General features: G+C 38.1%; 15 protein-coding genes. 10 read left to right on the forward strand and 5 right to left on the reverse strand.

The features are described from left to right. Window positions 1-3: 3 nt before the first annotated feature. Together QSJ81_RS00005 and QSJ81_RS00010 are read right to left on the reverse strand one after the other, a co-directional pair. Entirely contained in the window at window positions 4-540 is a 537-nt protein-coding gene (locus QSJ81_RS00005) for a TRAP transporter small permease (RefSeq protein ID WP_285715362.1), read from the reverse strand. 370 nt (window positions 541-910) lie between these two features. Continuing rightward, window positions 911-1,252: a cupin domain-containing protein gene (locus QSJ81_RS00010; RefSeq protein ID WP_285715363.1), complete on the reverse strand. Its 342-nt coding sequence runs from the start codon at window positions 1,250-1,252 to the stop codon at window positions 911-913. 758 nt (window positions 1,253-2,010) lie between these two features. Between QSJ81_RS00010 and QSJ81_RS00015 the strand changes: the two genes are divergently transcribed. Continuing rightward, window positions 2,011-2,838 (forward strand): cache domain-containing protein, encoded by an 828-nt coding sequence (locus QSJ81_RS00015; protein WP_285715364.1) that lies wholly within the window; start codon window positions 2,011-2,013, stop codon window positions 2,836-2,838. After that, on the forward strand, window positions 2,832-3,953 hold the full coding sequence (locus QSJ81_RS00020) for a methyl-accepting chemotaxis protein (protein WP_285715365.1): 1,122 nt from the start codon (window positions 2,832-2,834) through the stop codon (window positions 3,951-3,953). Before QSJ81_RS00015 ends, QSJ81_RS00020 begins: the two co-directional genes overlap by 7 nt. Window positions 3,954-4,206: 253 nt before the next feature. Here QSJ81_RS00020 and QSJ81_RS00025 read toward each other — a convergent pair whose 3' ends face one another. Further along, window positions 4,207-4,836, reverse strand: a complete 630-nt coding sequence (locus QSJ81_RS00025; RefSeq protein WP_285716049.1) for a SanA/YdcF family protein — start codon at window positions 4,834-4,836, stop codon at window positions 4,207-4,209. 272 nt (window positions 4,837-5,108) lie between these two features. Here QSJ81_RS00025 and QSJ81_RS00030 point away from each other — a divergent pair, with 272 nt between their 5' ends. From QSJ81_RS00030 to QSJ81_RS00040, 3 genes are all read left to right on the forward strand, one after another. Then, complete coding sequence (locus tag QSJ81_RS00030) at window positions 5,109-5,690, forward strand: TetR/AcrR family transcriptional regulator (protein ID WP_285715366.1); 582 nt, start codon at window positions 5,109-5,111, stop codon at window positions 5,688-5,690. Window positions 5,691-5,774: 84 nt separating this feature from the next. Beyond that, on the forward strand, window positions 5,775-6,608 hold the full coding sequence (locus QSJ81_RS00035; protein ID WP_285715367.1) for an epoxyqueuosine reductase: 834 nt from the start codon (window positions 5,775-5,777) through the stop codon (window positions 6,606-6,608). A gap of 114 nt (window positions 6,609-6,722) precedes the next feature. Continuing rightward, the gene (locus tag QSJ81_RS00040; RefSeq protein WP_285715368.1) at window positions 6,723-7,274 is read left to right on the forward strand and encodes a flavodoxin family protein; all 552 of its coding nucleotides are present in this window, start codon (window positions 6,723-6,725) and stop codon (window positions 7,272-7,274) included. Window positions 7,275-7,423: 149 nt separating this feature from the next. Here QSJ81_RS00040 and QSJ81_RS00045 read toward each other — a convergent pair whose 3' ends face one another. Beyond that, a complete protein-coding gene (locus tag QSJ81_RS00045; RefSeq protein WP_285715369.1) occupies window positions 7,424-7,828 on the reverse strand; it encodes an RrF2 family transcriptional regulator in 405 nt (134 codons plus the stop codon). Between QSJ81_RS00045 and QSJ81_RS00050 the strand changes: the two genes are divergently transcribed. The 3 genes from QSJ81_RS00050 (at window position 7,794) to QSJ81_RS00060 (ending at window position 10,817) form a co-directional block, all read left to right on the forward strand. Continuing rightward, window positions 7,794-8,180, forward strand: a complete 387-nt coding sequence (locus tag QSJ81_RS00050) for a GNAT family N-acetyltransferase (protein ID WP_285715370.1) — start codon at window positions 7,794-7,796, stop codon at window positions 8,178-8,180. The two genes, QSJ81_RS00045 and QSJ81_RS00050, sit on opposite strands and share 35 nt — an antisense overlap. A gap of 461 nt (window positions 8,181-8,641) precedes the next feature. Continuing rightward, window positions 8,642-10,405, forward strand: coding sequence for a hypothetical protein (locus tag QSJ81_RS00055; protein ID WP_285715371.1), 1,764 nt, complete (start codon window positions 8,642-8,644; stop codon window positions 10,403-10,405). A 142-nt stretch (window positions 10,406-10,547) separates the two neighbouring features. Next, a complete protein-coding gene (locus QSJ81_RS00060) occupies window positions 10,548-10,817 on the forward strand; it encodes a flavodoxin family protein (protein ID WP_285715372.1) in 270 nt (89 codons plus the stop codon). Between the two features lie 412 nt (window positions 10,818-11,229). Here QSJ81_RS00060 and QSJ81_RS00065 read toward each other — a convergent pair whose 3' ends face one another. Further along, entirely contained in the window at window positions 11,230-11,457 is a 228-nt protein-coding gene (locus QSJ81_RS00065; RefSeq protein WP_285715373.1) for a helix-turn-helix domain-containing protein, read from the reverse strand. Window positions 11,458-11,778: 321 nt separating this feature from the next. On the opposite strand from QSJ81_RS00065, the gene QSJ81_RS00070 reads away from it, so the two are divergent. Then, complete coding sequence (locus QSJ81_RS00070) at window positions 11,779-12,072, forward strand: hypothetical protein (protein WP_038667945.1); 294 nt, start codon at window positions 11,779-11,781, stop codon at window positions 12,070-12,072. Window positions 12,073-12,454: 382 nt separating this feature from the next. Beyond that, window positions 12,455-13,315 (forward strand): Cof-type HAD-IIB family hydrolase, encoded by an 861-nt coding sequence (locus QSJ81_RS00075; protein WP_285715374.1) that lies wholly within the window; start codon window positions 12,455-12,457, stop codon window positions 13,313-13,315. Window positions 13,316-13,375 lie beyond the last annotated feature (60 nt).

Consider the following 13,375-nt stretch of genomic DNA (forward strand, 5'->3'; position numbering starts at 1 on the left):
CCATCAATGCCCACCACCTAATCCTTTATGTCTTTTCAAATCAACACCAAAAAATTGAAATATGCCATAGAACAGAATAAGAACACCTGATACCGGTATTGCGAGAGTTCTGTAGGCTATAGGCAAATCACCCATGGTAGGAATCGTTTGACCAAAGTCGTTTAACATAAGCTTTGATCCATAAACAATCAATATTAGTGCAAAAATAATTTCAGTAATCGAAATGATCTTTTCAATATAAACATCTGTTTTTTTGCTAAATGTGATGGAAGTAAAAGCAAGGTGTATTCTTTCCCGGAAGCCCATCGCAATGCCCAAAAATGAAAACCATATAAGTAAAAATATTGTGACATCTAGAGACCAAGTTGGTGTATAGCTGAACAATTTTCTCGCAAATACTTGAAAACATACAATTACGATCATTGTTAGCAACAATATCTTTGATAATTCTTCAAAAGCCTTATCGATAGATACAAGTAAATTTGATATCCACTTTACTCCGTTATTTTGAATTTGCGCGGGTTCTTTTAAATCTGCCAAAATATCATCTCCTCATATATAATTTAATACCAATTGTTACTACTTCACATGGTTTTACCGGCAGAAAGAGCAACAGCTGCAAGAATCTTTGAATCAGGTGATTTAAAAAGTTGCTGTAAGACCAAGAGTTTCGCTAATTCCATCACTTCCTTTCAAACTGCAGCCAGTTGCGGAACTTAATTAACTTAATTTAGTTAGTTTATATAATTATGATAATTTGCTATTTGTTTGAAAATTCCTGCTAAATTCTTTATTCCGAATTTTTTATTTTAAAAAGAATGACAGCGGGGACGATCCCTTTTGTCACATTAGTTTCTCTTATAAAAAATTGTCAAACAAGGGACAAGGGAATCTCACTGTCAGGTTTCATTCATTTATCACTGGTTGTGAGGAAATCCTCTCGCAACGGTGTGAAAGCATCTACCAGAATTGAATCGTCTTCCAAGGCCACAACGCCATGCCAGACATTCTTGGCAGCATAGTAACAATCACCCTGTTTGGCAACTTTTGTTTCGTTACCTACAGTAATTTCAAAACTTCCTTTAGTAACATAACCAATTTGCTCATGGTCGTCATGCTTATGCAAAACACCAATTCCACCTTTATCGAAATAAAATTCTACCATCATAATTTTATCCCCGGCGACGAGGACCTTTTGTGATGTTTTGTCACCTGTTTTTTTAATTTGCACGTCTTTGTTGATTATAATCAAGAAAAAGCCTCCTTTTATTGTAGGAATCTAAGCTCTATTTCAGCATCCCCCAGTTCCTACTATCAATTATACTTTCAGTTTAATATAAATTTCACCCTTTGTCTTGATTGAATATTGTGACAAAATGTTGTTATATTGCGATTTGGGATTGATCAATTTATCTGCCATCATACCACCCCAGTTCAGAACCGCTGGGATAAATTTCACCCCACCCGGGCGTGGAATTCATCTACGTTTCAAAGGAGAAGGTTCGGCTATCATTGATCAAGCCATCTATCCCTTCAAGCCAGGTTCATTAATGGATTTTCAGACCTTCCAGCTTCACAAGGTGAAAGCGAAAATACCTGAAACAGGCTCTTATATCATTTGTAATAGCGAAAGAACTCCTGCCCAATTTCTGTTGAAATTAGGCAGGAGTTCTTTGTGTTTACAGGAGATATTACACCTTCCCCTTGCTTCCTAATTATTATTTGGGGTTTTAATAAACGTAGATATAATAAAATAGGAAAAATGCAGGAAAAGGATATATTATGTAGAAATATATGGAATATAATGTTCTTATATATGAAGGAGATTCATATATAAGAACATTATATTCCTACATGTGCCGATATGCACTGGAGGGTGAGAGGAAGAATGACTTCTAGTTCTCGTGGACAGGCTTGGTGGGGACAGGGAGGCGATGGGAAAAGAGGGAACCTAGTACTTACATTTATTGTACAGCAAAGTACAAAATAATATTCAGTTGGAGGTAAAACATGAAAAAACGGATTATTATGATACTTTTAATTGTTAGCTGTCTACCTTTAGTATTATCTTCATTTTATTACTACAACCTAATCTACGATCAAACGATACAAGAATATAATGAAAAAAATATGGAAATATTATCTGCGGTGCGCAATGATGTTAGCCATTATCTTGATATGCACTTTGTGGTGCTAAAAGTACTTGCTCAGAATCCTAGCATTATTAGTTTGGATCCGAATGGAAAATCATATTTAGTAGATGCTAGAAAGCTCTATCCAAAGTTGGAGTTAGTTGTAGATGATAAAGTGGGGAACCAACGTTTTCGTGATGATAACCAAAAGCTTGGGAATGCAGCACATCGGCAGTTTTTCCAAGATTCAATAAATGGTAAAGAAGTGGTATCTGATGTCATCATTAGTATGTCAGATGGAAAACCAATCGTGGTATTAGCCGTGCCACTTAAAAACCAAGAAACGATTACGGGTGTCATCCAAGGAGCCCTGCCGCTATCTGTCTTAGATGACTTTTTGCGGGAAAGGGCGGGACGGCAGTCTGTAGCTTTTATAGTGGATCGTTCAGGGAAAATCTTGGCCCATACTGATTCTAATATTGCAGCCGAGCATAAAGATGTAAGCCAGGAAAGTTATATACAAGACGGGTTCACAGGTAAGAATGGTACTACAACGATTACGGATGATCAAGGAAATACTAAATTTGTCTATTACACCTATGATGCTAAGACTGGTTGGATTATTTGTTCTGAAATCTCAAAAGATGTAGTAATGGCTCCTATAAAAATTGTGCAGAAGCGATTTGTTATAGTTCTTACTTGTTAATCCTTATCATAGGCACGTTAGGATACTTCATATCAAATAAATTTGTCCGGCCTATAAAAATAGTATGTGATCATGCTAGAGAAATTGCAAACGGCAACTTAGCAGTCAATAAAATTAATATAACAACGCGAGATGAAATGGGTGATCTTGCTAGCAGTTTTAATGAGATGGTAAAAGACCTAAAAAAACTGATATCTAATATCTCTCAATCGGCAGAGCAACTTGCAGCCTCCTCCGAGGAACTGACAGCCGGTGCCGAGCAATCCTCCCAGGTTACAAGTCAGATTGCTATCGCTATTACTGAAGTTGCACAGGGAACAGAAAATCAGGTGAATGCTGTTAGGGAGGCAACTGTGGTCATAGAGAAAATGTCAGCAGGTATTCAGCAAGTGGCTTCAAACGCTAGCGCCGCATCTGTAATATCTGAGAAAACATCGGTGGCAGCTGAGGACGGCTCGAAGTCAATTGCTACAGCTATCTCCCAGATGGTGAATATTGAAAGGGCGGTTACTAATTCAGCAAATGTAGTGGTGCAGCTAGGCAATCGGTCTAAGGAGATTGGACAAATTGTAGATGTTATCTCCGGTATTGCAGGGCAGACGAATCTCCTCGCCTTAAATGCTGCTATTGAGGCAGCTCGTGCAGGTGAGCAAGGACGGGGTTTTGCTGTAGTGGCTGAGGAAGTACGTAGGCTTGCCGAACAATCCCAGGAGGCAACGAAGCAAATTGCCAGTCTTATTGGCGAAATTCAAAATGACACAGATAAAGCTGTTGCTACAATGAATGAGGGTACGCAAGAGGTTAAGATTGGAACTGAAGTTGTAAGCAGTACAGGAGAAGGCTTTAATAACATAATGAAGCTTGTTAACGAGGTATCGAGCCAAGTGAAAGAAATTTCGGCTGCAATTCAACAATTGGCGAGTGGAAGTGAGCAGGTTGTTGCTTCTGTAGAAATTATTCATAAGATTAGTAAAGAAACAGCGGGACAAACCCATACTGTATCGGCATCTACTGAAGAACAGTCGGCTTCTATGGAAGAAATAGGATCTTCTAGTCAGAGCCTTGCAAAAATGGCTCAAGATTTGCAAAGTGCTATTCAAAGGTTTAGGATATAAGCATATATGAAAAGTGAGTAAGACATAGGTTGCTTTAAGTAGTCTATGTCTTACTCATTTTTGAATGACTTTGATGAAGTTTGATATCTTTAATGAAAAAAACTTTAAAAGCATACAAACAAGGAATTATTTTTTTAGCTAAATTTATGTGTCAAAATGCATACAATGCAATTTCTGTATAGTCGGCTTGTAAAAAGAACCGCTTAAATGCTATTAATTTTTGGTCTGATGTCCTCAGTGTCCTCTATCGTACCTAATTGTGGTCATCAGTAATACTACCGTCTCCACTAACCGATATTGCATCGCCTAAAAAAGTTGGTTTCGGTTGAATGAATTTTGCCAAAATGAAATCTTTATTTCGAGCAGCAATTTCTCGTAGCTTATAATTTCTCATTTGCGTAGCGTTATATTCGCGTGGATCAGATGCAACCCCATACGCTTCAAGTCCTAGTTCTCTAGCAATAAAAACGGCTCGGGAAAGATGGTATCCTTGTGTTACTATAATAATCTTTTTTACTTTAAATATATCTCGTGCTCTATAGATGCTTTCATATGTACTGAATCCAGCATGATCCATAAAGATATTTGCAGGTAGTATATTCTTGTCTTTAAGAAAGATCTTCATGGCATTAACTTCATCGTAGTCTTCTTGACCGTGATCACCACTGACAATGATTTTATCAGAAAGTTTCTTTTCATAAAGCTCTTGCGCAAGACTTAGTCGATCATTGAGCATATCTGATACCCTACCATCTGGATAAACATATGCCCCAAGAACAAGGATCGCATCCGTCTTTACAGTAAGCATATCAGGAGTAATAATATATTTTTGTGCAAATTGTTCAACGTATTGATTAATAGAAAAAAAGCCTGCAACAATCATCACTATCAGAACTATGCATATTTTAAGCGTTCGGATAATAGAAAATTTCAATAAAAATCCACTCTTTTCATGTTTTATTTTTTATGTAAGGTTTACGCGTTGACCCTCTTGTATAATAAAACATTTTGGAAATTAATACCTCTATCAAAAGATATATTCTTGTTAAAAATAACTTTGGATAAAAGAGCGGAATTCTAAAAAGAGGAAATTTAAGAAAGATATGGACTGATTGATCCAGAATTGTTATACTAATATTCGGAGGATGAAAAAAAATGGCGAGACCCAAAGAATTTGAAAGAAAAGAAGCCTTGGCTCAAGCCATGAAGGTCTTTTGGCTAAAGGGTTATGATGGTACGAGTATTCCCGACTTAATAGAAGCAATGGCAATAAGTCGGTCTAGTTTGTATGATACTTTTGGTGACAAAAGGCAACTGTTTTGTGAGACCATAGAGTATTACGCTGCAATGGTCAGGCAACGGCGTAGGGAGATACTGGCATCGGCACCTTCTCTACGACAAGGTATTGCTTGTTTTTTGCAAGAGATAATAGATCTAGCTGTACATGAAGGTTATCCAGGGGGTTGCTTTTTTACCAATACGGCTACGGCATTGGTTACAGCTAACCAAGAGACTCGTGAGATAATACAGGGCAGCGCCGAAAAGATGGAAGACGAGCTGATTGCTTTCATTGCACAGTGGCAAGAACGTGGTGAACTGGCTGCTGGGCGGGATGTTCGGTCTTTGGCTAGGTTCTTCGTGGCTTTAGCTACTGGCATGAATGTAGACGCCAGACGGCGTTGTAACCGCGGTGTTTTGGAAGATATGGCAAAGGTGGCACTAACCGTTTTAAACTGAGGGTATTATAGGCATCGTTTTTTTGAATTGATGCCTATATATATAATAATTCTGGACTAAACAGTACAGAAAGGAGACGGTGGCATGGAAGAAAAAATTTTGGAGGAAATTCGTCGGTTCGTAGCGACAAGTCTGGGAAATCGGCATGAGGAAACAGGGTTGAACTATTTTTCAGAACCTCTAGTGGGTTATGCATCTTGGGATGATCCCTTGTTCAAGGAGTACAAGAATAGTATTGGTGAGTTTCATCTTACGCCACGCGAAATCTTCGCAGCTACTTTGGATGATAACAGGGTAGCAGCCGGAACAGTAATCTGTTGGGTCTTGCCTATCAGTGAACTAGCAAGACAAAGTAATCGTTCGCAGGAGCAGTGGCCTGGACGAGAATGGGCTCTAACTCGATATTTTGGTGAAGAATTTAATTGCGAACTTCGTCGTCATATGGTTGAGTATCTTACTGGACTTGGCTATCAGGCGGTGGCGCCAACACTATCAGGCGTATTTCAGTGTTTTTCAGACACACCAGTAGGCATTGCCTCCAATTGGTCGGAACGACATGCAGCCTATGCGGCAGGCTTGGGGACTTTTAGTATGAATGATGCGTTCATCTCAGAAGCTGGTATGGCTATGCGATTAGGATCAGTCATCACCGACCTAAACTTGCTGCCAACTTTACGAAAAGAACAGGATTACCGAGCCAATTGTTTACATTGTAATGCCTGTATTTCTCGTTGTCCCGTAGGGGCGATTACGATGAGTGGTCATGATAAGAGCAAGTGCCGGAATTATTTATTTTGCGAAGAGTCAGTGCAGTTGGCTGAAAAATATGGTGGTCAAAGGACATCTGGTTGTGGTCTTTGCCAAACTCGTGTACCCTGTGAATGCAAAAATCCAAGGGAAAAAAACGAAGCAATATAAGTCAAAGGGGACATTTCTTTGGTACTATAAAAGAAATATCCCGTGTGTCCAATTCTTTGAGTTTTCCTTGTGATAGAATGATCCTAATACTATTTTAATGGAGGGAATTAAAACATGAAAAAAGTGGTCGCTTTTTTGGGGAGCCCAAGAAAAAATGGTAATACGGCTACCCTCGTTAAAGAGGTTATTCGCGGAGCTCAAGATGCTGGTGCCGAAATAACTACTTTTAATCTGTATGATATGAACATCAAACCTTGCCAAGGCTGTCTGGTTTGTCGTAAGACCGGACAATGCGTCATACAAGAAGACGATTTCGATAACATGTTTAAGCATATTATCGATGCTGATGTTGTGGTTTTCGGCTCACCTGTATATGTTTGGCAGGTAACAGCTCAAATGAAGCTGTTATGGGATAGACTCTGCGGCTTGTTTGATGAAAATTTCAAGCCCAGGTATGCCGCCAAAAAACTAATTATGGTATATTCTCAAGGGAATCCAAACGCTCAGGCTTTTCAGATATCTTTTCAAACCAATGAAGCTGTGCTTAAGATGTTTGGCTTACATGTAGTTGACACTATTTTAGTGACGGGCGGGGGAGATCCTAACACCGCAGCAAATAATAAAGAAATTTTATTAAAAGCTTATGAAGCAGGAAAAAGTGCTTAGCCAATAGGCAAATGAGTACCGCCCCTATCCTCAGAATGTTGAGGGTAGGGGCGGTTTTGTTAGAAAAAATAAAAGACATATTCTTTTCTGTAAGGAGGGGAAGGGGGGCAAAATAACATTAACCCTTTCAGCTGTAAATAAGAAAGGCACTATGCGAAGGAGCTGTCCCCTTGACATTTCTGGGCTACTTCATAAAGCTTTTTATCCTGCAGATACGTCTCCATGATATTTTCTGCTTCTGCCATTGCTTTATGTATCAAACACTTGCTTTCTGTTTGGAAACTACAATCAAATAATGATCCGGTTCCTTCGGTTGCCTTAATAACATCCATAAAGGAAATGTCCTCAATCTCTTTGCGCAAGGCGTAGCCGCCTTTCACACTTGAAGTTGATTCAATTAAATCTGCCTTAACCAACTGCGTTAAAATTTTTGAAAGATAGGTAACTGAAACATTGAAGTGATCCGCCAATGTCTGTACACTCAGTTTTTCATTTTGAGCATGTTCAATCATGGAGGATGTGAAAGCAATCGATTCGGTTTTTGAATCAACCATTCTGGAAGCTTTTAATGCAGAAGGATTAGGTTCCTGGGATGAAGTAATTCAAAAAGAAATTGCCTATAAGAAACAGTTGCTTACGGATTCTTTAGCGGTAATGGAATCAGAGGTTTTCTTTTTCATTGCAAAATGGGAGGGACAGGTCGTTGGTACGATTTCCTTTGGATCGTGCGGTGAGGATATACGAAAATGTACGGCAAACGAGCTAGAGAAAATTGGCGAAGTAGGTAGTTTATTTGTGCTGCCAAGCTATCAAGGACAGGGAATAGGTTCGGCATTAATTCAAGCGATAGTAGAGCATAATGCAGCACTGGGGCAGGAAATAGTTTTGCTTAGACAGCGGATATAAACAGGCGCAGAAGCGGTGGTTAAGGAAGTTTGGAGCACCCTACAAAATAGTGAAGGACCACTGGGGACAAGGTTTAAACCATATGATTTGGCTTTGCAATGTGAGCGATTTTACAAGAGGGTGTGAGTAACTCACAAGAACCGTCCCTTTGAGTTTTTTTAGACTAAGGTATAGAAGACAATTTCACAGGGAAAGAGAGTCTTTTACATAGGGACAGAAGTTCTCTGTATACAGTATATATTTGTAAAATTTTGATTAGAAGTATTTACCATATCAATAAATTGAGGTAAGATAATTATATTCGCTGTTAACCAATTTTTGTGAAATTAAAAGCTTATATAACACATTTAAAAGCTAGGAATCTTAAAATGAGAATTAATTATTATGAGGTTTACCAGTAGTTTATGGAAAATCGATAAGCCATGTTAAATGGAACATGAAAAATGTGGGGGAGTGGAGCGGTGAGTATGATTTCAAGTAAAATCAATGACAAACAAATTATCATTAAACTGAAAAATAGGGTCTGCGATACATCGGAAGAGCTATTGTGTAGTGATTTATTTGCTACCATACTTACCATGGCAGTCAAGGAACTATCGAAGCGAAAATCTACTTTATTAGATATTTTTGAGAATAAGGATGATATTAAAGAGGAAGATATTAAGATCTTAATCGATACGTTTCATTACATATGTAAAATGCCTGTCAACCTTGTTAGTCAGGTTGTAAAAGGTTCTGAGCAGTTTTCTAGAGAGCCAGAATTACTTAATGATTTTGTTCAATACTTATATAATTATTGGCGGAATTTTAATCGCTTTATCGTTTGCCAATCTGAAGGGGATGGGTTGGAAGCTAGACCTTATCGAACATTCCATTCTACGATAGAAAAATTAAATCACCTAGTAAGAAAGACATATCGAGATTTGCAGATCAATATAACACATCATCCAAAGGTGTTTAGACAGGTAACGGCTGGTGCGGAATTGGCGGCGATCAGTACAAGTGTTGCTGTACCTTTTTCTGGTAAGATCTATGAAAAACTAAATCAGGTTCAGATGATTCGTCAGGTATGCATCTATCCGCCTTTGGTTTTAGACCCTCCCATGAATAAACGGACAGGTAAGTTTGAGAGGATTGATCAAAATCCACTGGATTTAGTAGATATTCATGCAGATGAATGGCTGTGCTATCCTGCAAAGGTGGGACCGCTGGTTATTAATATTTATTTTCAGGATCGCTTTTTTGAACTAGGTTTCTCCTTGTGTAATCTATTTGAAATAGCGGATGATGATGAACTTGAGAAACAGCCAGATGCCGTATTCCTTTTTGGCGTACCGGGCAAGGTCTTGGATGGTCTGACTAAGCTGCCTACTGTATTTTATGAGGATAATGAGAATGAAATGTTAGTGGCGGCAATTCCCAATCGAGACGAGTTTGGGTATTTCGGTTATTTGAAGAAAATGGCTCTTACCTTGCATAATATACGAATGATGAAGACGGGGAAAATGCCCTTCCATGGTGCGATGGCTAGAATTATTCTAAAGGGAAATAAGGAAGCGAATGTATTGGTTATGGGGGATACGGGAGCAGGAAAATCCGAAACGTTAGAAGCTTTTCGTGTTCTCGGAGAAGAGTATATTCAAGATATCATTGTTATTGCAGATGATATGGGATCTTTGTCTATTAATGAGAAGGGTGAGGTTATTGGTTATGGTACTGAAATAGGGGCTTATGTTCGCTTAGACGATTTGAATCCAGGTTACGCTTTTGGTCAGATTGATAGAGCCATCATTATGAACCCAAGTCAGAAGAATGCTCGGACGATTTTGCCGGTCACTACGTATGATAAAATAGTCAAAGGACATAAAGTAGATTTCCTATTATATTGTAATAATTTTGATCAGATTGATGAGGAGCATCCGATTATTGAGGAATTTTCCAATGCTACAGAGGCAATTAATGTCTTTAGATCGGGCGCAGTTATGAGTAAAGGTACTACGACGTCTACAGGCTTGGTTCAAACCTATTTTGCGAATGTATTTGGTCCATCTCAATACAGACAAATCCATGAAATCATCGCTAAGAAATATTTCGAGGCATTTTTTCAGCAAGGGATATTCGTTGGTCAAATGCGTACTAGGCTGAGTATTGCAGGCTGGGAGCGAAAGGGTCCAGAAGAAGCCGCAAGAGGACTGCTTGAAATGATTCTGAGTAAAAGTAATTAGTGTAATTTAACATTGTTATGATTGCCTGGAGTCTAAGGAAATAAGATAGTGAACGATTAAGAAGGATAAAAATCCAACGAAATTCTCAAAGGAATTCGTTGGATTTTTGTACATCGTGAAAGAGAAGCAGGTAACAGCTCAAATGAAGCTGTTATGGGATAGACTCTGCGGCTTGTTTGATGAAAATTTCAAGCCCAGGTATGCCGCCCAAAAACTAATTATGGTATATTCTCAAGGGAATCCAAACGCCCAGGCTTTTCAGACATCTTTTCAAACCAATGAAGCTGTGCTTAAGATGTTTGGCTTACATGTAGTTGACACTATTTTAGTGACGGGCGCTCCAGGTCCCAACACCGCAGCAAAGAATAAAGAGATTTTATTGAAAGCTTATGAAGCAGGAAAAAGTGCTTAGCCAATAGGCAAATGAGTACCGCCCCTATCCTCAGAATGTTGAGGGTAGGGGCGGTTTTGTTAGAAAAAATAAAAGAGTTATTCTTTTCTATAAGGAGAGGAAGGGGTAATGTTATTAACGCTTCAACCTGATACTTAACCTCCGCTTATAAATAACATTGACCCTTTCCTGTAGATAAGAAAGTCACTATGTCGAAGGACCTGTCCCCTTGACATGCATTGACACATTTGTATAAACCGCGTGAAACAAAACATATCAATAGAAGATTTCTTTTACCACACAACATAAAAGCCAATTCCCTTTATAGTAAGGGAATTGGCTTTTGGATTTTAACTATACATCCTGTCTTGTGCGAGGTCAGGTCACCTTTAACCTATATTTTGGTAGATTTGATTGTTCGGATAATGAGTCACTATTTTCGCTTGGGGTCATCGGATCGTCCAACGAGATAGTCAATAGATACTTCAAAATGATCAGCGATAGCCGCTAGTTTTTCAATGGAAGGTAGATTGCTGCCGCTCGCAAATTGGCTGATAGCTGGACGACTTACACCAATCGCATTTCCTAAAGCCTGTTTGGAGGTTTGAGTCTCTTTCATAAGTAAATTTAAACGTTCAATAAAAAGATCTTTTTTAAACATATAAAAACCTCTTGACCGTAAGTATAACTTACGATATAATTTCAATATGGTAAGCAATACTTACTATATTGAATAATTCATTAATTGTGTATTTGCGGTACAGATATATAACTACATATGTATTTCATTATAACTCATATCTAACTATAGTTCCTAGTTGATTTTCCCAAATTACTCTAAAAAACATATGAAAATTGATAAACCATATTAGCATGGCTACGTAGAATAGTCTAATTCTAGAAAAAATAGGGGCGTACATGGATAAGAACAATCTTAGAAACATGGCAGGAGTTCACTTTAAATACTAAGGAGAGGATTATCGTGAAAAAAGAAAGCCTTTTTGAATGTGCAATGGATTCTATGGAGGATATTAGCCTTAACATACCACTACAGCAAATATCAAACGACTATTACTATTCCAATATAGCGGCTAAAGAATATGAAGAGGAACTACGAGCAGCACTCCCTCAGAATTTACACCTCATTTTAAGTAGGCTAGCGGATAAAAATAATGAAAGAGAAGCAGCAAGTATGGCCGTTAGTTATCGACAAGGATTTTCTGATTCCATACGCTTTATCATGCAGGCATTATCCTGGGAGCCATCAAGGCGGTGATTTATTGGAAATAGAACGAAAGGTACTCTGTAAAGGGTGCCTTTTGAAAATGATAGCGTCCCTATCCTCAGAGTGCCGAGGGTAGGGACGTTATCATTTTTATATAATCGCTCTTTCAGAAAGAATGTCCTTTTATTGTATGAGGGAAAGGGTCAATGTTCAGGAAGATGTAGTGCCCTGCCAAATTTTTGTAGAAATTGTGGCAGGAGTTCTTTGTGTTTATAGGAAATATTACAAAGATAGAGTGAAAATAGATTTTAATTATTGGGTTGACTCGTCGGAGTCCTTGCGATTTTACTAAAAGATATGGCATGGACTACTGAAAAAGATAGAAAAACTTTCGAATCGAAACAAGAAAAAAATAGACATTGGAGAATTTTAAATGATAAAGTTAATTGCATCTGACATGGACGGAACGCTCATATTTGATCAGAAAATTTCAAAGGAAAATCTAGAGGCGATTCACGCAGCGCAAAAAAAAGGAATAAAGTTTGCTATTGCAACTGGTAGAGCCTATGAGGATGTTAAGCCATTCTTAGATCAATATGGGTTAACATGTGAATGTGTAGTTTTGAATGGGGGAGAGTATCGGGATATCGCAGGTTCGATAGTGGAAGGAATTTATATTGATAAGAGTCTGGTAACTGAAATTATGAGCATACTATCTGAGAGCAATTTAGCAGTTGAGATATATACAAATAATGGGTATTATACAACGAATACAGAGGAAGAAATATTTGATAGTATGGTTAAACGATCAAAGATTTTTAGGCCGCATATTACAGATTCAAATGAAATTTACCAGAATGCGTTAAATCATCCGCATTTTGTTAAAATGAAATACATAACGAATATAGATGAATTTCTGAAAAGCAATGTAGAAATAGGCAAATTTATTTCTTTTGCAGATACAGCGAATGAATTATATGGACCACGAGAAAAATTAAATAAATTAAGAGGGATCGTGGTATCCTCTAGTTTTACAACAAATATTGAAATTAATGATAGGTATGCAACCAAAGGACGGATATTAGCCAAAGCTGCAGCTAGAATGGGGATAAATAAAGACGAAGTAGCTATTTTAGGCGATGGGTTTAATGATTATTCTATGTTTGTAGAGTTTCCCAATTCATTTGCTATGGAAAATGCAATACCAGAAATTAAAGAGGTGGCGAAATATATCACGGCAAGTAATGTGGAGCATGGTGTAGCAAAAGCCATTTATCGCATATTAGAACGCTAGTGACAGTCATGGACGGGGGTTTGAGGGACAAGGAGATCTGTCCAATGTATTTATATATTG

The organism is Pelosinus sp. IPA-1 (assembly GCF_030269905.1).
GTDB lineage: Bacteria > Bacillota > Negativicutes > DSM-13327 > DSM-13327 > Pelosinus.